Raw genomic sequence first — 23,657 nt, 5'->3', positions numbered from 1 at the left:
CTCGCGGCATGGTCGCGACATCCGAGCACGAGCCGTACGCCACGCACGAAGTCACCAACCAGCCCCCGCCGCTGACCCCCTACGACGCCTCCGAGGACGTCGCCCTGTTCGAAGGGCTGCGGCGGGAGGGCGCCGGATGGGCCGAGGAGGACATCCGGCGCCTGGGCCTCACCGCCGGTGGCGTCGCGGCTCAGGAGTGGAGCGAGCTGGCCAACCGGCACGAGCCGGAGCTGCGCACGCACGACCGGTACGGCCACCGGGTCGACGAGGTCGACTTCCACCCGAGCTGGCACGAGCTGATGCGGGTCTCGGTGGCCGAAGGGCTCGCAGCCGCGCCCTGGGCCGACGAGCGGGAGGGCGCTCACGTCGCCCGTTCCGCGGGCGGACTGGTGTGGGGGCACACCGACGCCGGGCACGGCTGCCCGACGTCGATGACGTACGCGGCCGTCCCCGCGCTGCGCGCCCAGCCGGATCTCGCCAAGCTGTACGAGCCCCTGCTGACCAGCCGGGAGTACGACCCGGGGCTGCGCGTGCCGAGCGAGAAGCGGGGTCTGCTCGCGGGCATGGGGATGACCGAGAAGCAGGGCGGCTCCGACGTCCGCACCAACACCACAGCGGCCTGGCCCACCGCCGAGCCCGGTGTGTACACCCTGCGCGGCCACAAGTGGTTCACCTCGGCGCCCATGTGCGACGTCTTCCTGGTGCTTGCGCAGGCGCCGGGCGGACTGTCCTGCTTCCTGGTGCCGCGGATCCTGCCCGACGGCACCCGCAACACCTTCCGCGTCCAGCGGCTGAAGGAGAAGCTCGGCAACCGCTCCAACGCCTCCTGCGAGCCGGAGTTCGACGGCACCGTGGCCTGGCTGGTCGGGCCCGAGGGGCGGGGCGTGAAGACCATCATCGAGATGGTCAACTGCACCCGCCTGGACTGCGTGATGATGTCGGCGGCGCTGATGCGCAAGACTCTGGTCGAGGCCGGACATCACGCCCGGCACCGCAGCGCGTTCGGGGCCCGGCTGCTGGACCAGCCGCTGATGCGCAATGTTCTGGCCGACCTCGCCCTGGAGTCCGAGGCCGCCACCACGCTCACCCTGCGTCTCGCGGGCGCCGCCGACCGGGCGGTGCGCGGTGACGCCGGCGAGGCCGCGTTCCGCCGGATCGCCACCGCGGTCGGCAAGTACTGGGTCACCAAGCGCGGTCCGGCCTTCACCGCGGAGGCCCTGGAGTGCCTCGGCGGCAACGGCTACGTCGAGGAGTCGGGCATGCCGCGCCACTACCGCGAGGCTCCCCTGCTGTCGATCTGGGAGGGCTCCGGCAACGTCAACGCCCTCGATGTGCTGCGGGCGCTGGGCAGGGAGCCCGGCGCGGCGCAGGCGCTGTTCGACGAACTCGCCCTGGCCGAGGGCGCGGACGCCCGGCTCGACGCGGCCGTGACCCGGCTGAAGGACGCCCTGCCCAAAGCCTCGCAGACCGGCGCCCGGCGCCTGGTGGAGCTGATGGCGATGGCGCTCCAGGCGTCCCTGCTCGTCCGGCACGCCCCGCCCGCGGTGGCCGACGCCTTCTGCGCGACCCGCCTCGGCGGCGACTGGGGCCACGCCTTCGGCACCCTGCCCGACAGCGCGGATCTGGGGGGCATCCTGGACCGGGCGCTGCCCGTCACGGGCTGACCGGATCGCATACAGTCACGCCTCGATTCCGAGCCGTTGTCAGTGCCGTGGGGCAGACTCCGAACCAGGTGGTACTTGCCTGGGGAGGACTACGTGTTCACGGGGATCGACGAGGTCGACTGGGCCTCGATGCGACATGCGTACGGCAGCGCCGAGGACGTGCCCGCACTGCTGCGGGGACTGGCCTCGGCGGACCCCGCCGAGCGGGAGACCGCGCTCGACGGCATGTATGGCGCCGTGCACCACCAGGGCGACGTCTACGACTCGACGCTCGCCTGCGTTCCGTTCCTGTTCGCGCTCGCGGCGCGCCCGGACTTACCGGACCGGGGCGCCATCGTCGAGCTGCTGGTCAGCATCGGCGGGGAGGGCGCCGGCAGTCCGGGCGACGGTGCGTCCGCCGTCCGGGCGGGCGCCGAGGCCTTCGTCCGGCTCGCCGGGGACCGGGATCCCGGGGTGCGCCGGACGGCCCCCGGCGCGCTCGTGCGGTTCCTGGACGAACCGGCCCGTGTGCTGGACCTGTTACGGGAGCGCGTCACGGTCGAACGGGACGACCGGGTGCTGCTCGCCCTCATCGAGAGCCTCGCCCTGTACGCCCGGAGGCACCCCGCGCACGCCGACGCCGCGGTGGACCTCCTGGACGCGCAGAGCGCCCTGCCCTACGACCCGGGGCTCCGGCTGGCGGCGCTGGGCCAGCTCGCCGACTGCGCGCCCGACCGCACCCCCGCCGACCTGGTGCCCACCGTCGTACGACTGCTGCGGGAGCGGTCCGAACGGCGGGCCCGGCGGGCGGCGTTGTGCGCCCGCCCGCACACCGACACCCTCGTCGGACATCTGCGCCGGCTGCGGCCGTCGGACGAGGAGGGCTCCCATCTGCTGCGCACCCTGCACCACGCGCTGGACGACCGGGTCGAGGACCGGATCGCCCTGCTGGTGGGGCAGTTGAGCAGTCCGGACTGGGCGGACCGGTGCAACGCGGTATGGATGTCCGGCGGGCTGTTCCGCGAGTGGCGCGCCGACTTCGCTGAGCCGGTGGCGCTGATCGGGGCGCAACTGGCCGAGAAGGAGGACCGGTTGCGGGACGCGGCGGTGTCCGCGCTGAAGCCTCTGTTCGGGCTGGCCGCTCCTGCGGCCGACGGGCTGCACGCCCTGGTGACGGCCCGTCCCGATCTGTGGGTGCGGCAGTGGGACCGCGGCGCGCCGACCCTGGGTGACCCGCTGCGAGCCCTGGTCCGGTGCGGGGATCCTCGGGCCGTGCCGGTGCTGGGCGAGGTGCTGGGCGGTGACGTGGTTCCGGACGACTTGGGCCATGAACTCGCCTGCCTGGGCCCGGCCGCGGCGCCCCTCGTCCCGGCCCTGCGCCGCCGTCTCGGCTCCCTCGCCGTCGACGATGCGGTGACCCCGGGGCGGGCGGCGCCGCTGCTGCGGGCGCTCACGGTGCTGGGCGACGCGGGGGCCGTCCCGGACGCGCTGCGGCTGGTGGCGGGCCGGGTCGCCGGTGATCGCTCGTGGGACACGCTCGTCGAGTACGCGGTCCTGGCGTTCGGCGCGTGGGGTTCCGGTGCGCGGGACGCGATACCTGTGCTCCGGGGGCTGTTGGACACGGAGCACGCCGTCCCGGCGGCGGCCGCATTGTGGGCGGTCGAGGGCGACTCCGCGGCTGTTGTGCCCGTGCTGCTGGGCGAGGTGGCGGATCCGGGTGCCCGACGGTGGGGCGTGGCGGCGGAGACGCTGGGGCGGATAGGGGCGGCGGCCGGAGCTGCGGTGCCGGTGTTGCGCCGGGCGACTGGGGCCTCGAAGCGGCGGGTGACGGCGGCGATCGCGCTGTGGCGGATCGGCGGCGAGGCGGAGACGGTTGCCCCCGTGCTGCGCGCCGCATGGGAGGAACAGCCGCGCCTGCGCCGCACGATCGCCGAGTGCCTGCTCACGATGGGCCCGGCGAGCACAGCACTTCGGGACCTGGTGGAGACGGAGCTGACGCTCCGGCGACGGCACACCGGCCAGGGGGACGGATACGGCAGCCACGACATCGCGCACGACGAGGAGTTGCTGAGGGTGTGCCGGGAAGTGGTGTTGGGGGTGGTCTAGGGACGGGCCCTCAGCCCGTCGTTCGCCCCCACAGCGGGCCGAAGCGGGCCCACTCTGTGTCCCACTGGTCGATGCGTCGGCGTTCCAGTCGGCCTCGCAGCATGCGGCCGGTCGTGAAGGGGACCATCGCCGCGCCCGCGCCCACCAGGCCGCCGGCGAGGGCGGCGCGCAGGCGGGCCTGGGTGGCGGTCGCGGGCTCGGTGACCAGGCGGCCCGCGGGGTCCGTCCAGACGGTGACCGCCGTTCCGGCCTCGCTGCCGGGACTGACCCGGGCCTGGCCGGTGTGCTGGGAGCCGTCCGGGGCCGTCCATCGGACCTTCGCCCACATCTTCTGGCCGTTCGGGGCACCGGGCGTGCCGTCGGTCAGCCGGGCCTGCACAGGGCGCCACTCCGCGCGCTCACGGGCCATGCCGTGCTCGACCGAACCGGCCGTCGCCAGACCCACCGCCACGCCCACGAGGACGGTGACCGCCCAGGCCCCGAGCAGCACCCAGGACTCCACCGCGTCGGCACGGCGCTTCAGCGGATTGCGCCGCCAGCGCCACAGCCACACCCTCGGACCTCGCAGTGCCATCGCGGGGTTCCTCCTCATGCGCACACCGACCTGCCCGACCGCCCTCCCATACGGCGGACGGCCGCCCGATGCTCACGGCACCGGCCGTGACGTGGGCCCCCTGCCCTCGCAGCGTCTCGCGGAGGCCGCCCCACCGTCTCGGCCATCGGGCTGTCATCGCCGCCCTGACCTGCGACAAAGCCGTTTCCAGAGGTGACTGTCAGTGGTGGGGTGCAGACTGGCCGGTGTCTGGGACAGAGACGTCGCGGAGGTGTTCGGCATGACCGAGGTACTGCTCGCCGTAGGAACCCGCAAGGGCCTGTTCATCGGCCGGAGGCGAGGTGACGCCTGGGAGTTCGACGAGAGCCCCTACTTCAACGCACAGGCCGTGTACTCGGTCGCCATCGACACCCGGGGGGAGCGTCCGCGGCTGCTGGCCGGCGGGGACAGCGCGCACTGGGGCCCTTCGGTGTTTCACTCCGACGACCTGGGCCGCACCTGGACCGAACCGGCGCAGCCTGCCGTCAAGTTCCCCAAGGACACAGAGGCCTCGCTGGAGCGGGTGTGGCAGCTGCACCCGGCGGCGGCCGAGCCGGACGTGGTGTACGCGGGCACGGAACCGGCGGCGCTGTACCGCTCGGAGGACCGCGGCGAGAGCTTCGAGCTGGTCCGCCCGCTGTGGGAGCACCCCACCCGCTCCCAGTGGGTGCCGGGCGGCGGCGGAGAGGGCCTGCACACGATCCTCACCGACGAGCGGGACCCGCGCTCGGTGACGGTGGCCGTGTCCACCGCGGGCGTCTTCCGCACCGCGGACGGCGGCGCGAGCTGGGCGCCCGCCAACTCCGGTGTCTCCGCGGTGTTCCTGCCCGACCCGAACCCGGAGTTCGGGCAGTGCGTGCACAAGGTGACGCGGGACGCGGTGAACCCGGACCGGCTGTATCTCCAGAACCACTGGGGCGTGTACCGCAGCGACGACGCGGCGACGACCTGGACGGACATCGGCGAGGGGCTGCCGTCCACCTTCGGATTCGCCGCGGCCGCCCATCCGCACCGCGGTGACACGGCGTATGTGTTCCCGATCAACGCCGATGCCGACCGAGTGCCCGCGGATCATCGCTGCCGGGTCTACCGCACGGCGGACGCGGGCAAGACCTGGGAGCCGCTGTCAGCGGGCCTGCCACAGGGGGACCACTTCGGCACGGTGCTGCGCGACGCCCTGTGCACCGACGACGCCGACCCGGCGGGCGTGTACTTCGGCAACCGCAACGGCGAGGTGTACGCCTCCGCCGACGACGGCGACAGCTGGCGGCAGTTGGCCGCGCATCTGCCGGACGTGCTGTGCGTGCGCGCGGCGGTGGTCGGATGAGCCGCACCGGGTTATCGGTCGGCCTTGGCCACCGGTTGATCTCCGCCGTGTGTACGGCAGTAGGGTGACGCCGTGGCACCACGACCCTTGCATGAAATCGTCGAACCGGGCTGGGCGAAGGCCCTGGAACCCGTCGCCGGACGCATCGCCGAGATGGGCGACTTCCTGCGCGCGGAGATCGCCGCGGGGCGCACCTACCTCCCCGCCGGACCGAATGTGCTGCGGGCCTTCCAGCAGCCCTTCGACGAGGTGCGCGTCCTGATCGTCGGACAGGACCCCTATCCGACACCGGGACACGCGGTGGGGCTGTCGTTCTCGGTCGCGCCCGAGGTGCGTCCGCTGCCCGGCAGTCTCCTCAACATCTACCGCGAGCTGCACACCGACCTCGGGCTGCCGCAGCCGTCCAACGGCGATCTGACGCCCTGGACCCAGCAGGGCGTGCTGCTGCTCAACAGGGCGCTCACCACGGCCCCGCGCAAGCCCGCCGCGCACCGCGGCAAGGGGTGGGAGGAGGTCACCGAGCAGGCGATCCGGGCCCTCGCGGCGCGCGGCAAGCCGCTGGTGTCCATCCTGTGGGGCCGCGACGCCCGCAATCTGCGCCCGCTGCTCGGCCCGCTGCCGTCGGTGGAGTCCGCTCACCCCTCCCCCATGTCGGCGGATCGCGGCTTCTTCGGTTCGCGGCCGTTCAGCAGGGCCAACGACCTGCTGATCCAACAGGGCGGTCAGCCGGTGGACTGGCGTCTGCCGTGACCGCGGCCCGCGGACTCCTCGCCGTCGACTCCGGGGGGTCCGGGCTGCGGGTGGTCGTCGGCACCGTCGAGCGGGGCGTGCTGGGGCAGCGGGAGTCCCGGGTGCCGGTGCGCACGGGGGCGCGGGGCATCGACGCCGGGCATCTGATGGATCAACTGGTGCCGCTGGTGCGGGAGCTGACCGCCGAGGCCGGACTCGAACGGGTGGACACCGCCGCGGTGGGGGCCGCGGGGCTCGCGACCTTGGGGGACGCCCTGCGCGCGGAGCTGCCGGGCGCGCTGGCGCGGGAGTTCGGGGTGCGCAGGGTCGCGCTGGCCGCCGACGCGGTCACCGCCTACACGGGGGCGCTCGGGTCCCGGCCGGGTGCCGTCGTCGCGGCCGGTACGGGTCTGATCGCCGTCGGCACCGACTTGACCTGCTGGCGTCGGGCGGACGGCTGGGGCCATCTGCTCGGTGACTGCGGCGGGGGCGCGTGGATCGGCCGGGCGGGCCTCGAGGCGGCGTTGCGCGCCTACGACGGGCGGCCCGGTGGATCGGCCGCTCTGCTGTCGCGCGCCGAGGAGTTGTTCGGGCCGATGCCGGGACTGCCGGGGCAGCTCTATCCACGGCCGGACCGGCCCGCCGTCCTCGCCTCCTTCGCACCCGAGGTGGCTGCCTGCGCCGAAAGCGACCCGGTCGCCGTCGGCATCCTGCGGGACGCGGCCCGGTCCATGGCCGAGTCGGCGGCGGCCGTCTGCCCGGCCGAGGGCGCGCCTCAAGTCGCGCTCACCGGCGGACTGTTCAAGATCGGGGACGCCTTGATCGTACCCCTGGAAGAGGAGTTGTCGGCGCTGCTGCCGCACGCACGGCGGGTGGCGGCCGCCGGGGACCCGTTGTTGGGGGCGGTGCGGATCGCGACCGAGCTGGCGTCGGGGGCGCTCACTCTGCCGAGTGATGGGGCGTTGCTCTCCGTGGTGACCGACAAGGAGGACTGATCGCCTACGCCGTCCGGTTCCGCAACGCGCGTAACTCATCAGACAAAACCGGACGGATACCGCTCACCTGCACCCTCCCCGAACAGGGGAGCACCGGAAACCAGTAACATGCGGCGCCATGAGCTCCCCCACTGGGCCCGCTGGCCTGCCAGTACGAATGCCGCGCCCCCGCCAGCCCGGACGGCACCGCCGACCCGAGCCCCTGGCCGCGCCCGAAGGCGCGCCCGCGCTCGTCCTCGCGGTTCCGGGTGCGCCGAGCGCCGCCACGCGCAGCCTCGCCGAGGAGGTCGTGAGCATCGCCCGCTCCGAGCTGCCCGGCCTCGACGCCCGGATCGGGTACCTCGACGGGGACGACACGGAGTTCCCCACCCTCCAGGCCGTCCTCGCGCACACCGCTCAGGAGCGCACCGCACGTTACGAGCAGGCGATCGCCGCCGGCGTGGAGGTCAAGGCGCCCGAGGGCCCGGTGGCCGTCGTGGTGCCGCTGCTCGCCGGTCCGGACAGCGCGCTGCTGCGCCAGGTCCGCCAGGCCGTGATGGAGAGCCGGATCGCCGCCGATCTGACCGACGCGCTCGGCCCGCACCCGCTGCTCGCCGAGGGGCTGCACGTGCGGCTGTCGGAGGCCGGTCTGGCCCGCGCCGACCGCGCCCGGCTGTTCACCGTGGCGACCGCCGCCGACGGCATCATCCTGGCCTCCGTGGGTGGCGAGGAGGCCGTGCAGGCGGCCGGGATCACCGGCATGCTGCTCGCCGCGCGCCTCGCCGTGCCGGTGATGGCGGCGGCCCTGGACCAGGAGGGCTCGATCGCCTCCGTCGCCGAGCAGCTGCGCGGTTCCGGTTCGCAGCAGCTCGCGCTGGCGCCGTACCTGATAGGGCCGGAGATCGACCCGGCGCTGATCGAGGACGCGGCCAAGGAGGCGGGCTGCTCCGCCGCCGAGGCGCTCGGTGCCTACCCGGCGATCGGCAAGCTGGCGCTGGCCAAGTACACGACCGCGCTGGGCATCGCACCCCCGCAGGCGCAGGGCACGCCGGTCCGCTGACACCGGGCGGCCGGCTGACACCTGGCAGTCGGCTGACACCCGGGCAGCGCCTACGCCGCGGCTCCGGCGCATCCGCGGCACGCCCCTGGCACGACGGAAAGGGCCCGCTCCACGACCGGAGCGGGCCCTTCGTCGTACCTCGGCGTGCGGTCAGCCGATGACCACGCAGGACGCTGCCGGTACCTCGATGGAGCCGCCGTAGCGCGGCAGGCCCGAGGCCCGGTCCACGGTGAACCAGGCCACGTCTCCGGAGCGCTCGTTGGCGGCGTAGAGGAAGCCGTCCGCCTCGGTGAGGGCCCTCGGCCAGCGGCCGCGGCAGGGCACGGTGGCGAGCAGGCGGAGCCCTTCGCCCTCGACGGCGAACGCCGACAGGACGTCCTCGCCGCGGGTCGCGGTCCACACGAAGCGGCCGTCGGGCGCGACGACGATGCCGGACGGGTACGCGTCGCCCGCCGGGGCGCCCGGCAGGACCGGGGTCTCGGCCAGCGGCTTCAGGGAGCCGTCGGCGGCGTCCCAGCGGCAGACGGTGACGGTGGGCGTCAGTTCGTTGACCACGTACGCGTGGGCGCCGTCGGGGTGGAAGGCCAGGTGGCGGGGTCCTGAGCCGGGGCGCAGCGCGTACTCGCCGTGCACGTCGAGGCGGCCGTCGGTCAGCGTGCAGACCCGGACCGAGTCGGTGCCGAGATCCACGCTGACGGCCCAGCGGCCGCTGGGATCGGCCTGCACCTGGTGGGCGTGCGGACCCTGCTGGCGGGGCGTGTGCGGGCCCGAGCCGGTGTGCGGGAGGACATCGCAGGGGGCGGGCGCGAGCGAGCCGTCAGGGCGCAGGGGTACCGCGCTGACGCTGCCGGAGCCGTAGTTCGCGGTCAGGACGTGCCCCGCGTACAGGCCGAGGTGGGTGGGGCCGCTGCCGGCCACGGGCGTGGGCGGGCCGGTCGGCTCGGGCTTGTCCCCGGTCACGCGGTACGCGGCCACCGCGCCCTGGGCCGTCTCGCTGACCGCGTAGAGCGTGCCGCCGTCGGGCGCCAGGGCCAGATAGGCGGGGTCGGACAGGTCGTCCGCACCGGAGAGGACGGTCAGCGCCCCGCTGTCGGCGTCCACGGCCGCGACGACGATTCCCGGCCCGCCGGCCGCCGTGAACGACCCGATGTAAGCCCGCCTGCCACCGTCTGCCACCACTGTCCCCTCTCGGTCGGGTCCGTCCGGAGGTGACGGTAGCAGTCGATCATGCGCGGTCTAGACCAAGCCACCCGGACACATCGGCGGCGTCTCACGCACCGACCAATGGCGATCCCGACGGCGTCCGCAGGGGGGTCGCCAGCTCCGCCAGGGCCCGTTCCAGGCCGTGCAGGTGGGCGAGGGCCGGTTCCGTCGCGGCCGGGGGTGTGGCGGGACGCGCGGGCTCGTCGGCGCCGTCGCCGGTGAGGGCCTCCACCGCCGACTCCACCCGCCAGCAGGCCGCGGCCAGGCGGGCGTCGTGCGAGGCCACCGGGTCGGCGGCCACCGCGACCAGGCCGCGGATCTCGCGGGCGCAGTCGTCGAGCAGGGCGAGCACCCGGCGGGCACGGCGCTTGCGGCCGAGCATCGGGTTGAGCGGGTGGACCAGCGGCGCGACGGAGAGGCGTACCCGGCCGAGCAGCTGCTCCAGTTCCGCCACCCGTGAGGCCGGGTCGGCGGTGGTGGAGCCGGCGAGGCGGGCGGCGGCCTCGGCGGTGGCGGCGTGCACGCAGCGCAGGGCGCGCTGGATCCAGGCGTCGGTGATGGCGTGGGTGGTGACGGGCAGGACGAACAGCACGGCGAGGACGGCGCCGAGCGCACCGACGCCGGTCTCCGCGAGCCGCAGCGCCAGCAGCGCGGGATCGAGGACGCCGAGCAGGCCGTAGAGGAGTTCGGCGAGGAGGGTGACGCAGAGCATCATGAATGCTTTGGTGCAGCGGTTCTCGCAGGTCAGGAGGCTGCCGACGGAGAGGGGGTCAGCAAAGAGTCAGCATCAGCATGTCGCGCTCCGATGGCGGGAGTCGTCGCCACCCCGATCGCGCGTGAAGGCTGGTGAGCCATCCGTGATGCAGCGAAGCCATGTCACGCCTCGACGAGTCCATCCCCGCCGCTGACGGTTCGCCTTCCCTGCGGTGGCACACCCTCCGACAACCAGCTCCTAGGCCCCACGCTTCCTCGCCTGATCCGACAGCTCGTGTGGGCAGCAGCCGACGCGCAACAGGTCTGTGCGCAAGCCATCGGTCACGCATAGCACGCGATCCCCGGTTACGGAAATCGGGGATTCTCCGGACCATGACCAATGTCCACAACGGCCTTCTTCGCCAATGGAACGCCCGAACCAGACCTGACTGCCCTTCTGCACCCGCCCGATTCAGCTCAGCCTCTCAAATCAGATCGCCCCAACCCTGGAGGAACCAAGCAGTGGCCACCAAAACCCTCACCCGCGGCATGGGCACCTTCTTCAAGGAATGCGAACATCCCGAGAGCCGATGGTCCAAGTGCCCTCACCCCTACAAGATCAGGTACCGGGATGCCACAGGTCGACAGCGCGAAGAGGCTGGCTACGCCACTCAGGACAAGGCGAAGGCTCGGCTCAACGAGATCTACCAGGCAAAGAAGGGGCCGCTCAAGACTGGGAACACAGAAGCCCAGGAGATAGCCGAGATGCGGTTCGAGGACTTCGCGGCCCGGTACATCTCGAATCGGAAGCGCGGCCTGGAGTCCAACACCATCGAACAGTACGAGCTCGGCCTCAAGGCCCATATCAATCCGCACGTCGGGAGTCGCCGCGTCGGCACATTCACACCCGGGGTGATCGAGGACTGGCTCAACGGAATGGAGCTGAACAAGGTTGGCTTGGCCAGCCAGAAGAACGCATTCCTTGTCCTGAAACTCGTCGTCGACGCGGCACGTCATCGCGGGGCAATCGCATCGGACCCCTTCCTTGACATCGCCCGTCCCAACTATGTGCCAAATGAGGTGATCATTCCGACCTTCGAAGAGCTCAATGCCATCCGCGACGCAGCCGAGGACGACCTCCGTCTTGTCATTGAGCTCATGTCCGGGTGCGGCCATCGAAACGGAGAAGCTCATGCCGCAAACATGAGGTCAATTGTGGCTGACGATGTCTATCGGATCAACGAGCAGATCCACAGCAATAAGGTCCAGCCCGCACCACTGAAGCACCGCAAGCGCGGAGAATTCCGCGAAGTACCACTTCCCAGAAAGACCCACGACTTCTTCTCATATTTTACTGATACGTATGGTACCGACAAGAACGGATACCTTCTCGTCAAGGGAAATGGATCCGGCAACCAGCACATGCAGCATTACTTCTACGGGAAACAGACCCTGCGGTGGCGATGGGACAGGTGTCTCGAACGGGCGGGCGTAGAGGTCAAGTACACAATGTATTCCCTCCGCCACTACTTCGCATCGAACTGCCTTACCCACGGCATCCCCATCACTGATGTCGCCGAGTGGATGGGGCACAAATCAATCGAGGTCACCTACCGGATCTACCGGCATCTCGTGCCGGGCTCCATCACGAGAGCAGCCAAGATCCTCAACGAGCGACTTTGAGTGCCTGCCCGTCAAAGAGCGTCGCACCTGAGTCGAGTGGAACACTTTCCCCGCGGTTCAGGAACCGACCAATGGAGAGCGCGGAGCGACCCCAAGCGGCATCGCCAGTTCCGACAGGGCCCTCTCCAGGCCGCTCAGATGGACGAGGGCTGACTCGGTTTCCGACTGATGGGGCGTCTCGTGGGTGGCCGCCGTCACTTCACTGCTCCGCATCTCGCCGACGGTGAGAGCCTCTACGGCGGCCTCGACCCGCCAGCAGGCAGCAGCCAGACGGGCGTCATGCGACGCGGTCGGATCGGCGGCAACGGAGACCAGGCCCCGCACCTCGCGGGCGCAGTCGTCGAGCAGCTCGATGACGTGACGAGCGCGCGCCTTCCGAGCACGGAACGGGCTCAACGGGTGCACCAGCGGGGCGACTGACATCCGTACCCGGCCGAGCAGCAGCTCCAACTCGGCGGCGTGCGGGGCCGGGTCGGCCTCGGCGTCACCGGCGAGGCGAGCCGCCGCCTCGGCCGTGGCCGCGTGCACGCAGTGCAGTGCCCGCTGGATCCAGGCATCGTTCGTGGCATGCGTGGTGACCGGCAGCACGAGAACCACGGCCAGCGCAGCACACACCGCGCCCACACCTGTCTCTGCGAGCCGGAGCACGAGCAGGCTGGGGTCCAGCACGCCCAGCAGACCGTAGAGCAGGCCGGCCATGACGGTTACCGCCAGCATCATCCAGGAATACGAAACGGCGGCGGTGTAGAAGATCCCGAAGACACAGATGGCGACCAGTCCGGCCGTCGGCGCGGGCGCGCCGTTCAGCGGGATGGCGACCAGCAGACCGACGGCTATACCGATCAGCGTGCCGAGGACACGGCGGAAACCGCGGACCAGGGTCTCGCCGCGGGAGACCGTGTTGACGAAAATCCACCATGCGGTGCCGACGGCCCAGTACCAGCGGTCTTCGGAAAGCACCTGCCCGACGAACAGCGCGAGCGCGCAGGCAGCAGTCGCCTGGAAGGCTTGCCGGGTGGTGGGCCGCGCCAGGCCGGTGCCAGGCAGGGCCGGCGGGGCTGTGGTGGGCGGGGTACGGCGCTCGATGGGCCAGAGCACGAAGCGCACGGCGCCAGCCGCGAGGAGGGCCAGGCCCACGGCGGCGTACAGCTCGGGCAGCTGGGCGGGGACAGCGTGCAGGAACTGCGTGATGAAGAAGTTCATGAACGCGAAGATCCCGAGCGCGTGGCCGCGCGGGCCCCAGCGGCGAGCGTAGACCCCGCAGAAGACGACGGACAGGAACGCGGCATCGCGGGCCAGGGTGATGCCATGCAACGTGGTGGCGAGCGCCAGCACCGGGAATCCGGCGGTGGGCAGCAGGGCGGTGGTGATCCGCTGGTCACGGACGGTCGCGTCGGTGACGGTGAAGAGGGCGAGCAGTGCCGCGAGCCCCCCGATGATCGACGCGGTGAGCGAAAGCCCGCACAGCTCGGATACGGCGACGGCTAGGGCGACACCGATGACGGCACGGGTCGAGTTCCGCAGTCGCAGGCGCCCCGGGTCCGGAGCCACGAACATTCTCTTCACGGCGGTCGGCCGCCCCCCTTGCAGTGGTACTCGCCGCACCCGCAGCAGTCCGGGGTGGTGGACAGCAAGCGGACACAACGAAGGCACCGCGGTCCGGATCCGGCCTCGTCGCCGTCCGGCGCTACGCGGCGCCGCAAGTACATGGATAGGACAAAGGTAAACACCCCTGGGCCTATTGGCTCAACTGTCGTGCCATTGACTGTGCCAATGGCACAGCTGGTCAGCCTCAATGTCGGCTGGTGGGAGTCCAACGGATCAGACACGCCCCAGACCCTGGGCCGTATGTGGCCTACTCCACCGGGCTCTGGCAGTCGATCGCCACGCGCCTACACCCCACGGCGATCTCACCTGGCCACCTCCCCGACGATTGTGGGAGATGTAACCGATTCCGGCTCACAGCGAGCACGTCTGTCCAGCGGCCGTGATCCGACCGCCATGGACGCCAAACCTGGTGGCGGAACCGACCGTATATAGCAGCGAATCCCCGGTTATGGAAACCGGGGATCCTCCGGAGCATAGGTGTCGTCCGTGTGCGAGACGTGGCAGTAGCGCCTGCGGAAGATGTGTTGACCGATGCCCGCCCAAAGGACTCCGATGCTCGACGCCGTGAACCCCCCTCCCGATGGCATCCAGCCTGCGCCCAACCCTCCTCGAAGGGCCCGCCAAGTGGAGCCCGTCCTCATGGATACCAATGAGCTCGCGGTGATGCTGAACATGTCGGCAAGCTGGGTCTACCGAGAAGCAGCCAAACTGGGACTAAAGGGCTACAAACTCGGTAAAGGTCGAAACGCAAAGGTCCTGTACAAGAAGACCGAGGTCCTTAAGTGGCTTGAGCAGCAGAAGATCCACTGAGGCATGAGACTGTCAGCCACGCCCACGGCCGACATCGACCACGACGACCAGACACTATACGGGTCGACGCCGCCGGCACCTTGCGTCAGGGTGGAGGAGCCGCGCCCGACGGCCGACGGCGTGGCTCCGGCAGGGCTTGATCGTCGTCAAGCGGCCGGGCCACCTTGGCATTCGCGGAGACTCCGCCTTGCGGAGCGAACACTGCTGCTGGGACATGCACTTGGGTGCCGGATTCGCCGTAGGCGGCATGAACGGAGTAGGCAGTGGGGCAGTCGCTGCGCAGCGCCCGCGAGAGGGTGGCGCCCCGCGAGAGCCAGCGAGGATCCGTCTTCACGGAGCATGCCTGGACAGGTGTCCATTGCCGAAAGCACTCAAAGTGCGGGGGGGAATCGGCCTCTCTCCCCCGGTCACGGGTCGATTGTCAGAGCCGTCTGTGAGGGTATGCACGGTGTGTGGCGAGACGAGGGGCGGGATAGGTGCTTGAACGCGATGACTCGGGAGTCTCCGAGTCGTTCAATCTTGACTCATTGACTGTGAGCGACCGCCTGCGACTGTTCAATTTCACGCAGCGTGATGACCATGTGGCGTATCTGTGGGTGTTGCGGGCGATGAACGTGCTACGGGCCGTCCACCAACTGCAGGTCCACCCCGACGACGTGGCGAACGCGCTGAGCGAGCTCGCGGTAGCGCACGACGAGGTGCCGTCCGCCGCGGACTTGAACCTGCGGGCCATGCTCGACAACCTCTCGTCGGACAATGAGCAGGTCCTCTACCGAGTGGAGGACGCGGCACGGTGCGGGAATCTGGCCGCGTACCGGAACCGGCAGTCGGTCTACCAGTTCACGGAGATCGGCTACCGCGTCTACTGCGCGGTGGAAGAGGTCATCGGCTCCCGGGTGCAGGACGCGAACCTGTCGCGGCTGGTCTTCGCCGACATCCTGGCGGACTTCAAGGCGCTGGCGACCGCGAACCGGGAGGGCGACCAGGACGAGGTGTATCGCAAGCTTGCCCGCCTCGACAACGTGCTGGAGGACATGACCCAGCGAGCGGCACGCTTCTATCTGACCCTGAACGACGTGGCGCGTACGACGGACATCTCCCCGGAGACGTTCCTGCGGTACAAGCACGCGCTGCTGGCGCACATGAGTGAGTTCACAGCGGAACTGGAACGCTACGCGCCCCGGCTGGCCGAGGCCGTGTACGAGGTGGAAGACACTGGGGTGGAGACCCTGTTGGAGCGGGCCGCCGCGGTGGATGAACGGCCGATGATGCGGCCGGCCGCGCGACTTGAGGACTGGCGGCGGCGCTGGATGGGGCTGCGCCAGTGGTTCTTGGCCGACGGCCCTGGGGAGACCAAGGCCGCTCAGCTGCAAGGCGCTACCCGCACGGCCATCTCGGGGGTCATTGCCCTGCTGCGGCAGGTGACGGAGTCACGTCGAGGAGGGGTGAGCCGGACCACCCAGCTGCGGCATCTCGCCGCCTGGGCGGCGGCTGCGCCGGATGAGCAGGCGGCGAACGCGCTGGTGTCGGCCGCTTTCGACCTGCGTTCGGTACGGCATCTGTCGGGTGCTCACGACGACGATGACCAGATTTCGCCGCGGGCGACATGGTGGGATGCGCCCGGTGTGGAGATCAGCATCAGCCTGTTCCGGCATGGCAAACGGCCCGCACCGGGCGGGCCGCAGCCGGTCCGGACGCGTCGTGGCGCGCACGCCCGGCTGCGGGAGCAGCAGCTGGCGGCTCGGGCCATGGACAGGGAGGCCGCCACGGATCTCCTGGACCACGGTCCCCACGACCGGGTGCTGAGCGAGGCAGAGACCCGAGCCGTGCTCAAGCTGCTGACCCGTGCCCTCCAGGCACGAACGGTCGTCGCGGGCCGGCTGCGTTCGGGCACCGGCAGCAGCGACGTGCTGACGCTGCGCCTGGTCCCGAACGAGCGCGGCAGCCAGCTACGGACCGAGACCGGCACGCTGCACCTGCCCGGCTTCGCCCTGGAGATCAAGCCCCATGGTGCGATGCGCCGACGCCGAACGGAGAAGCCCTGATGCCCGCCCATCGCGTAGCCGCCTCCGTGGAGCCTGCGGACCTCGGCTCGTACCAGCAAGCTGCCCGGCTCATGCTGTTGCACGGCGTCGTCACCGAGAGCTACCCCCGAGCCAAGGCGCTCGCTCTGGTGCTGCAGTGGTCAGACGAACTGGCCAAGGACTTCCGTGACTTGTTCGGCTACTCCTTGCAGACCAGCGCCCGTCACGCACGGCTGCTGCGGCGGCTGGACGCGTTCGATGCCAGCCAGGCGTTCCTCACGGTGAAGAGCAAGAGGCCGTTCGACCGGCGGCGTCTGGCCTACCTGTGCCTGATCCTGGCCTGCTTGCACCGGTCACGCATCGAGATCAACCTCGCCGATCTCGTCAAGCTGCTCACACCGTCCGCCAACGCGATCGAGCACCTGGGCTTCGATGCGACCGCGCCGGGCCACAAGGACGCAGTCGTGGATGTGATGGACTGGCTCGTCGACCGGGGTGCGCTGCGGATCTCCGATGGATCTATGGAGGACTGGGCCCGTGACCACGACCGCGGCGATGCGCTGTTCGACATCGACCACGACACCTGCGCGGCGCTTTTCAGGCCGAACAAGCCGCTGCAGCACCTGGCCAGCGCTGCCGGCCTGCTGGACACCCCGACCGCCGGCACCGGACGGGACCCTCGTCGGCGGTTTGCTGCCCAGCGAGCTCGCCGACTGCTGATCGAGTACCCGGTGGTCTACTTCAGCGACACCGACGCGGAGACGGCGATAGCGCTGCGCCAGCCCACCCTGGCGGAGGACATCGCACGGCTGACCGGATTGCCGGTCGAGCGCCGCGCCGAGGGGATCATGCTCGTCGACACCACAGGGCATTTCACTGACAAGCGATTCCCCGGCCGCGGCGGGGCAGTCAACCGCACGGCCGGGCTGGTGCTCGCGAAGATCGCGGACTTGCGGGAAGACCCGGACCGGGCCGCCAGTCTTCAGTACCTCCTGCCCGCCGGACCAGGGGAGGAACAAGCGGACCTGCTGAGCCGCATCGACATGGCCCTGCCGCAGGCCGGCACGCTCGCAGCATTGACGCAGGACCCGCATGCGGACGCTGGCTGGCACGCGGACGAGGCCGATCCGGACGTGCCGGTGCATGAAGGGCAGACGGGCCTGCCATTCGTGGAACACGGCACGTTGGAGCAGATGATCAACGAGCTCTACGAAGAGTTCGGCCCCTCCTCCTTCACCAACAAGTGGCAGGCCGACCCCGGCGGCCTGCTGGCAGAGGCAGTCACGCTCCTGGCCGACCTGCGCCTGGTCCACATCGTCCCCGGCGGGATCCTGGTCCGGCCCGCGGCCGGCCGCTACCGCAACATCACCGCCGTCCTCCCGCGCCCCGAGCACGGCCAGTTCGCTCTCGACTTCCCCCTTGAGGACACCTCTCGATGACTCTCATCCCCCACTCCCGCACCGCTTACGAGCCGGAGGTTCGCTTCAAGCCCACCCGCGCCGGAGTGATCGGTCTTTGGGACTACACCGACGAGGAGTTCGTCTTCGCCGATGGCCGACTGGTCCTGCGGGGGCACAACGGCTCCGGCAAGACCAAGGCCCTCGAAGTGCTGTTCCCCCTCGTGCTGGACGGTGTCCTCGACGCAAGGCGTCTTGATCCGTTCAGCGGCGAGGAGCGGACCATGAAATCGAACCTGCTCTACAAGGGGCAAGAATCCGCCTACGGCTATGTGTGGATGGAATTTGCCCGCACCGACCCCGACGGGGAGGTCAGTGAAGCCGTCACCGTGGGGATCGGCATGCGGGTGACCAAGGCGATGTCCACGCCGGCCCGCTTCTTCTTCGTCACCGACGGCAGAGTCGGCATCGACTTCGGCCTGCTGGACGCCGCCTCGCGCCCGCTGCGGGAGAAGGCCCTGGAGAAGCTGCTGGGTAAGAAGGCCATCTTCGATACGGCGGAGGCGTACCGGCAAGAGATCGACGAACGGCTGTTCGGGCTGGGCCGCGAGCGCTACAGCCAGCTGGTCAACCTTCTGCTCCAGCTGCGACGCCCGCTGCTGGCCAAGGATCTTGACCCGGTCAAGCTGTCCGACACCCTCACCGCCGGCCTGCGCCCCGTCGACGATGACCTCATCCTGCAGGCCGCCCGCGACTTCGAGAACCTCGCCGAGATCCAAGCGCTCCTCAACGCCCTTACGGGGGCGGATACCGCGGTCCGGAACTTCCTGCGTGAATACACCAGTTACCTGCGCGCCCATGCCCGTGACCGCGTCGACCAGGTCACCGGGCGCATCCAGGACACGGCCGCCCAGTGCGAGAAGATCATGGAAGCCGCGGAGGACCGCCGCACCTCCGAGCGGCAGGTGACTTCCGCACAACAGGAGCGGGATACCGCCGAACGCCAGTGCAACGAAGTCGGCGCCCGCCTGGCCGAGTACAAGAACCACGACGCCATCAAGCAACGTGACGACCTCAATGAACTGCGCGACCGCGTACACACGGAACGCCGGGGCATCGCCGACAGCGAACGCCACCTCAACCAGGCCCAGAAGAACCTGGCCACCCTCAAGGGGGAGGCTGAGCGCGCTGTCCAGCGGCACGATGAGCTACGCAAAGCGGCCTCCCGGCACACCCACAGCCTGATGGACGCCGCACGCCGCTGCGGCATCCTGCACGACGACGCCACGCTGGATCTTGGTGCCGAACTGGACACAGACGTAGCAGGTCGCGTAGCCGCGCGGCGCAGCGAACTGGAGGACGTACGCGCCCACCTCAGCGCGTTTGAGGACGCCACGAAAGACCAGGATCGCGAGCAGGACCACTGCGACGCGGCCAGCGGCGAGCTGACCGAGGCCGAGCAGCAGTCCGCCGCAGCAGCCGAGACGCTCACCATCGCCCGCACCACGGCCCGCCAGGAACTGGACGAATTCATCAGCCGCTGGAGCAGCGGCAACGACATCGCGGTCCTGGCCGCCGCCGACGGTGACGCACTGCGCGCGGCCATCGACGCGGTGGGAGAACCCGAAGCGACGCCGCTGCCGGAGGTGTTTCGGTCCCTCACCGACCAGCGCCGCACCAGGGCCCTGACCCGCGTCGAGACCTTGAAGCGGGAGCACAGCGACACTGCGGACGCTCTGAGCAGCAGACAGGATGAGCGCGACACCGTGGCCGCTGAGGCTGATGACGCGCCCCCACCCAGTGACCTGCGTCCGGCCGGCCGCGATGAGCGGCCCGGCGCCCCGCTGTGGCAGCTCGTACAGTTCGCCGATCACGTTCCGGACGCCCATGCAGCCGCTGTGGAGGGCGCCCTGTACGCGGCCGGCCTTCTCACCGCCTGGCTGCACCCCGACCCTGCGCTGACCGACCAGGCACTGCACGACAAGGTCGCCGACGCCTATCTGCGCCCGCTGCCTCCTGCACAGCGGCCCACCGGATCCACCCTGGCCGACGTACTGGTCGTCGAAGATCAGCAGCTCGTCGACGCCGCGGCCGTTCAGGCCGTCCTGGCATCCATCGCCGTGGCGGAGGACATCTCTACAACAGACGACGCGCTGCGCGCTCCCATGGTCACGACCGGCTCACACTTCTGCCTCGGCATCCAGGTCGGTGCGCATCCCAAGGAACAGCCGGAGTACATCGGCGCCACCGCGCGAGCCGCCCGTCGGCGCGAACGGTTGCGTCTGCTCGACGAATCCATCGCCGCCCTGGAAGCTCAGCTCGCCGGCATCGAAGAGCAGCAGCGGTACGCGCAAGAAGCATTCGACGACTTCGACTGCGCCAGGGATGAACTCCCCCGCACCCAGCCGATCACCGATGCGGTAGGCGAGGTGGCCGTGGTGGCGGAGAAGGTTGCCGGCGCCCGCCGCCGCCTCATCGAAACCCGCAAGCGGCTCGACGGGGCGATCGCGCGCGCCCATGAGAAGAACCGGCAGCTTCGGCATGCTGCCACGGCCGCACGGCTGCCCACCGTCCGCGAGGAACTGAACAACGTCGCCCAGGCCATCGACGACTTCGCCGACGCCGGGAAGGCGCTCTCCACCTGCCGTGAGCAGGCCGATGCCGCCGAGCGCGACATCACCGGCCGCAGGGAGATCATCGCAGCGCATACAGAGTCCTGCGCAGAACAGGCTGAGGCGCTACAGGCGCGCAAGGATGAGTTCGCCGTTCAGGAGGAACGTCTACGCACCCAGGAAGCGACGCTCGAAGCCCCTCTGCAGGAGATTCTGCAGCAGATCGCGGACGGGGAGGAGCAGCTCACCGCAGCGCAGAAGACGTACGGCCGTGCGAAGAAGGACGCGGAAGATCAGCGAGACCGGCTTCTGAAGGCTGACCATGCCCTGGAGTTCGGCCGTACAGCACTGGCCACGGCCGTGGCTGAGCAGGTGCGCACCACGCTCACGCTTGAGCCGTATGCCCGGCCAGACCTTCTCGGCCTCCTCGAAGCGAACGCCGAGACCGTCTGGCTGCCGCACGACATGTGGCCGAGCCCCGAGCAGGCAGTCCAGGCCCTCATGGACAGCCTGACCTCGCCCGACACTTCCCTCACGGGCATGGAGGCCGCCCAGAACGTCGTCCCCGCGTCCGTCGCATCCTTGATCAACGCGCTCGACGAGGCAACACGAGGACGGCCGATCACCGCGAGTCTCCTGAAGACCGTGACGACCAAAATCTCTACTGCTATCACCGCGCTGGAGGCAGCCCTGCTGGAGTCCGATCAGGGCTATCTCTTCGAGTGGGAGCCGGCGGGTGACATCATCCTGGCTCGGGTCACCGACAGCGAAGGACCAGCTCCCGTGGCGGACTTCGCCCGCCGCCTGGCCGAACAGCTCGCTGATCAGAGCGTGCTGCTGGAGGACAAAGAACGGACTGTCCTGGAGGACGGACTCCTGACCGGGCTGGCCGAGCAGATCCACGATCGCACCGTCGCCGCCCGCGATCTGGTCAGGAGCATGGACGCCGACACCCGCTCCAAGCCGATGTCTTCCGGGACGACGGTAGGCATCAACTGGGTCGTCTCCGACGCGCTCACCGACTCCCAGCAGGCCGTCAACAAACTGCTCGACAAGGACGCCTCCGGTCTCGGCCCGGCCGGACTGGCCGAACTCCGCTCCCACCTGCGCAGCCAGATCCGCGCCAAGGCCGCTGCCGACAAGAAGAGGAGCTACCAGCAAGTGATCGCGGAAGTCCTGGACTACCGCGCCTGGCGCAAGTTCGAGCTCCGTCTGTTCCGGCCAGGCATGAGCGAGGCGGAGCGGAAGAAGGGAGAACTGCTCACCAAGGCCAAGCACAGCGTGATGTCCGGCGGCGAAAAGTCCGCCTCCATCCACCTGCCGCTCTTTGCAGCCGCCCACGCCCAGTACAGCTCGGCGTACCCCACGTGCCCGCGGCTGATCGCCCTTGACGAGGCTTTCGCCGGCATCGACGAGAAGTACCGCCCCGACTTGCTCGCCCTCACGGCTAAGTTCGACCTCGACCTCTTCATGACGGGCTACGACCTGTGGATCACCTACCCCGACGTGCCGCAGATCTCGCACTACGACATGAAGCATGACGAGGCGTCTCACACCGTCTCCGCCATGTTGCTGGTCTGGGACGGCGAGCAGATCCTCGATGACCTTGAGTATCCCGGATCCGACGATCTGGCTGCCGAACTCCTCGGCTTCACGCCCCGTCGGCACGTTCCTGCAGAGGCAGGACTGCTCGCGGACATCCCTGAGGACGAGCCGACAAACGACGATGCCGAGGAAGCAGAATGACCGGGTCAGCAGAGGCATACGAGCGCTATCGGGCCCCCGAGTTCCGCCGGCTCCTGGCCGCTGCCCGGCGCTCGCTCGAGCGCCACGGCGGCGAGATCAAGGGCTCCATCGGCCTGGCCAACCCGACCACGGCCGAGCGTAACGCCATCATCGGCATTACCGGTACGTACCGGTCGGCCGACGTCCGCCGCATCACCATCCCCCTCTCAGCGTTGGAGCAGAGCGTCTGCAACGTCACCGGCATGTCGCTCCGCGACCTCCTGGAACGGATCGGCCCCGAGCTGCGATTTCGCGCCGATGAGCGGAACGCGCTCGATCAGGCCCGGCAGACGATCCTCCTTGAGGGCGAGGCCAGCCGGCTGCACGCCGAGCACTCCTGGTACCGGCAGTGGCTGGCCGGCCTCGCATCCGACGGCACGATCACCGCACTGATCAATAAGAAGGACACCCACCTCTTCAGCCAGGCCGTCCGCGTCCTGGAACACCTCTACAACCGGCCCGGCGACGCTCCACCGATCATGCTGCCCGCCTTGGCCGACGCCACCACAGGAGACACCAAAGCCCTCAACTCCGGCCGCGGCTCGCTGCCGACCCTGGTCCTGCGAGCCCTGGCCATGGCACGTGGAATCCCACTCGAACCAGGAGCCGAGGCCCGGCGCGAGCTGTGGGACGCCTTCGACGTCATCGTCGACGACCTCGCCAGCCGTGTCCTCGTCCTCAACCTCCCCGCGACCGGCCAGGGCCTGGGCCAGTGGCTCACCGACGCCGCCCGCTATGGCACTCCCTTCCACGTCACCCTCCACCAGCTCATCACCCTTCCGATCGCCGTGAACCTGCCAACGGTGTACGTCTGCGAGAACCCGGCTGTGCTCCGTCGCGCCGCCGGTGAGCTCGGTGTCGGCAGTCCGCCGCTGATCTGTGCCGAAGGTCGTCCCTCGACCGCCTTTCACCGGCTCGCGCAGCTGATCGTCGAAGCCGGCGGCACCTTGCGCTATCACGGGGACTTCGACTGGCCCGGCATCGACATGACCAACCAGCTCCGCGCCCGCTACCAGGCGGAACCCTGGCGGATGACCGCGGCGGACTATCTCAGCGCGGTTCGCGCCGACAGCGATCACGTCCCCCTGAGCGGCAAGGCACAGGGCACCCTCTGGGAGCCAGGGCTTGCTGAGGCCATGAAGCGGGAGAACCGCGCCGTCTACGAAGAGGCCGTCGCTGACGTCCTCCTGGATGATTGGAAGGGCCCTGCCAGAGCAGGGGGCGATGGATAAGCGGCGCCCTCATGAACAGCCTGACGGCACGCAGGGCGGGAAGCGACCCGCCGACGCCATTCCGAGACAGACCAAGTCAGCATCGCCCGCCAGAGCCATGCGCACAGGACACAGGTGCTCTTATGGGAGCGTCAACGGGCGGCGCAGGTAATTGAGTTGCTGAGGAAAGACGCTGCCTG

Annotated in this window: 15 protein-coding genes and 1 pseudogene; 12 read left to right on the top strand and 4 right to left on the bottom strand. The window is 70.0% G+C overall.

Annotation, left to right across the window (positions count from 1 at the left end):
* Positions 1-8: 8 nt before the first annotated feature.
* Positions 9-1,664, top strand: a complete 1,656-nt coding sequence (locus BN159_RS38700) for an acyl-CoA dehydrogenase family protein (RefSeq protein WP_015662515.1) — start codon at positions 9-11, stop codon at positions 1,662-1,664.
* Positions 1,665-1,757: 93 nt separating this feature from the next.
* Positions 1,758-3,749: a hypothetical protein gene (locus BN159_RS38695; protein WP_015662514.1), complete on the top strand. Its 1,992-nt coding sequence runs from the start codon at positions 1,758-1,760 to the stop codon at positions 3,747-3,749.
* A 10-nt stretch (positions 3,750-3,759) separates the two neighbouring features.
* Here the strand turns inward: BN159_RS38695 and BN159_RS38690 are convergent, their stop codons facing one another.
* A complete protein-coding gene (locus tag BN159_RS38690; RefSeq protein WP_015662513.1) occupies positions 3,760-4,323 on the bottom strand; it encodes an Rv1733c family protein in 564 nt (187 codons plus the stop codon).
* Between the two features lie 259 nt (positions 4,324-4,582).
* Here BN159_RS38690 and BN159_RS38685 point away from each other — a divergent pair, with 259 nt between their 5' ends.
* From BN159_RS38685 to BN159_RS38670, 4 genes are all read left to right on the top strand, one after another.
* Complete coding sequence (locus tag BN159_RS38685) at positions 4,583-5,668, top strand: WD40/YVTN/BNR-like repeat-containing protein (protein WP_051113704.1); 1,086 nt, start codon at positions 4,583-4,585, stop codon at positions 5,666-5,668.
* A gap of 72 nt (positions 5,669-5,740) precedes the next feature.
* Positions 5,741-6,418: a uracil-DNA glycosylase gene (locus BN159_RS38680; RefSeq protein WP_015662511.1), complete on the top strand. Its 678-nt coding sequence runs from the start codon at positions 5,741-5,743 to the stop codon at positions 6,416-6,418.
* Positions 6,415-7,392 carry an N-acetylglucosamine kinase gene (locus tag BN159_RS38675; RefSeq protein WP_015662510.1) on the top strand — a complete coding sequence of 326 codons (978 nt, stop codon included), beginning with the start codon at positions 6,415-6,417 and terminating at the stop codon, positions 7,390-7,392. Before BN159_RS38680 ends, BN159_RS38675 begins: the two co-directional genes overlap by 4 nt.
* 118 nt (positions 7,393-7,510) lie before the next feature.
* A complete protein-coding gene (locus BN159_RS38670) occupies positions 7,511-8,431 on the top strand; it encodes a sirohydrochlorin chelatase (protein WP_086016491.1) in 921 nt (306 codons plus the stop codon).
* 150 nt (positions 8,432-8,581) lie between these two features.
* Here the strand turns inward: BN159_RS38670 and BN159_RS38665 are convergent, their stop codons facing one another.
* Positions 8,582-9,607 (bottom strand): lactonase family protein, encoded by a 1,026-nt coding sequence (locus BN159_RS38665; RefSeq protein WP_041820451.1) that lies wholly within the window; start codon positions 9,605-9,607, stop codon positions 8,582-8,584.
* 94 nt (positions 9,608-9,701) lie between these two features.
* A pseudogene (locus BN159_RS38660) lies at positions 9,702-10,352 on the bottom strand (FUSC family protein); the annotation flags it as partial.
* A 497-nt stretch (positions 10,353-10,849) separates the two neighbouring features.
* Between BN159_RS38660 and BN159_RS38655 the strand changes: the two are divergent.
* Positions 10,850-12,010, top strand: a complete 1,161-nt coding sequence (locus tag BN159_RS38655; protein WP_015662506.1) for a tyrosine-type recombinase/integrase — start codon at positions 10,850-10,852, stop codon at positions 12,008-12,010.
* Between the two features lie 57 nt (positions 12,011-12,067).
* Here the strand turns inward: BN159_RS38655 and BN159_RS38650 are convergent, their stop codons facing one another.
* A complete protein-coding gene (locus BN159_RS38650; protein WP_015662505.1) occupies positions 12,068-13,567 on the bottom strand; it encodes an FUSC family protein in 1,500 nt (499 codons plus the stop codon).
* Between the two features lie 603 nt (positions 13,568-14,170).
* Here BN159_RS38650 and BN159_RS44445 point away from each other — a divergent pair.
* The 5 genes from BN159_RS44445 to BN159_RS38630 all read left to right on the top strand — a co-directional run bounded on the left by BN159_RS44445 (position 14,171) and on the right by BN159_RS38630 (position 23,478).
* Positions 14,171-14,428, top strand: a complete 258-nt coding sequence (locus tag BN159_RS44445) for a helix-turn-helix domain-containing protein (protein ID WP_015662504.1) — start codon at positions 14,171-14,173, stop codon at positions 14,426-14,428.
* 533 nt (positions 14,429-14,961) lie between these two features.
* Complete coding sequence (locus BN159_RS38645) at positions 14,962-16,473, top strand: TIGR02677 family protein (RefSeq protein WP_231905673.1); 1,512 nt, start codon at positions 14,962-14,964, stop codon at positions 16,471-16,473.
* Entirely contained in the window at positions 16,473-17,891 is a 1,419-nt protein-coding gene (locus BN159_RS38640; protein WP_015662502.1) for a DUF2398 family protein, read from the top strand. Before BN159_RS38645 ends, BN159_RS38640 begins: the two co-directional genes overlap by 1 nt.
* Entirely contained in the window at positions 17,888-22,207 is a 4,320-nt protein-coding gene (locus tag BN159_RS38635; protein WP_015662501.1) for a TIGR02680 family protein, read from the top strand. Before BN159_RS38640 ends, BN159_RS38635 begins: the two co-directional genes overlap by 4 nt.
* Positions 22,204-23,478 carry a TIGR02679 family protein gene (locus BN159_RS38630; RefSeq protein WP_015662500.1) on the top strand — a complete coding sequence of 425 codons (1,275 nt, stop codon included), beginning with the start codon at positions 22,204-22,206 and terminating at the stop codon, positions 23,476-23,478. The genes BN159_RS38635 and BN159_RS38630 overlap by 4 nt, the downstream gene beginning before the upstream one ends.
* Positions 23,479-23,657: the final 179 nt, after the last annotated feature.

The organism is Streptomyces davaonensis JCM 4913 (genome assembly GCF_000349325.1).
Classification (GTDB): domain Bacteria; phylum Actinomycetota; class Actinomycetes; order Streptomycetales; family Streptomycetaceae; genus Streptomyces; species Streptomyces davaonensis.
The sequence above is the reverse complement of the archived record's forward strand: the minus strand, read 5'-3'. Positions and strand labels throughout refer to the sequence as shown.

Bases quoted from the DNA above. Each gene is read 5' to 3' on its own strand.
- BN159_RS38685 (WP_051113704.1), top strand. From the start codon at position 4,583: ATGACCGAGGTACTGCTCGCCGTAGGAACCCGCAAGGGCCTGTTCATC.
- BN159_RS44445 (WP_015662504.1), top strand. From the start codon at position 14,171: ATGCTCGACGCCGTGAACCCCCCTCCCGATGGCATCCAGCCTGCGCCC.
- BN159_RS38700 (WP_015662515.1), top strand. From the start codon at position 9: ATGGTCGCGACATCCGAGCACGAGCCGTACGCCACGCACGAAGTCACC.
- BN159_RS38650 (WP_015662505.1), bottom strand. From the start codon at position 13,567: ATGTTCGTGGCTCCGGACCCGGGGCGCCTGCGACTGCGGAACTCGACC.
- BN159_RS38670 (WP_086016491.1), top strand. From the start codon at position 7,511: ATGAGCTCCCCCACTGGGCCCGCTGGCCTGCCAGTACGAATGCCGCGC.
- BN159_RS38635 (WP_015662501.1), top strand. From the start codon at position 17,888: ATGACTCTCATCCCCCACTCCCGCACCGCTTACGAGCCGGAGGTTCGC.
- BN159_RS38630 (WP_015662500.1), top strand. From the start codon at position 22,204: ATGACCGGGTCAGCAGAGGCATACGAGCGCTATCGGGCCCCCGAGTTC.
- BN159_RS38690 (WP_015662513.1), bottom strand. From the start codon at position 4,323: ATGGCACTGCGAGGTCCGAGGGTGTGGCTGTGGCGCTGGCGGCGCAAT.
- BN159_RS38640 (WP_015662502.1), top strand. From the start codon at position 16,473: ATGCCCGCCCATCGCGTAGCCGCCTCCGTGGAGCCTGCGGACCTCGGC.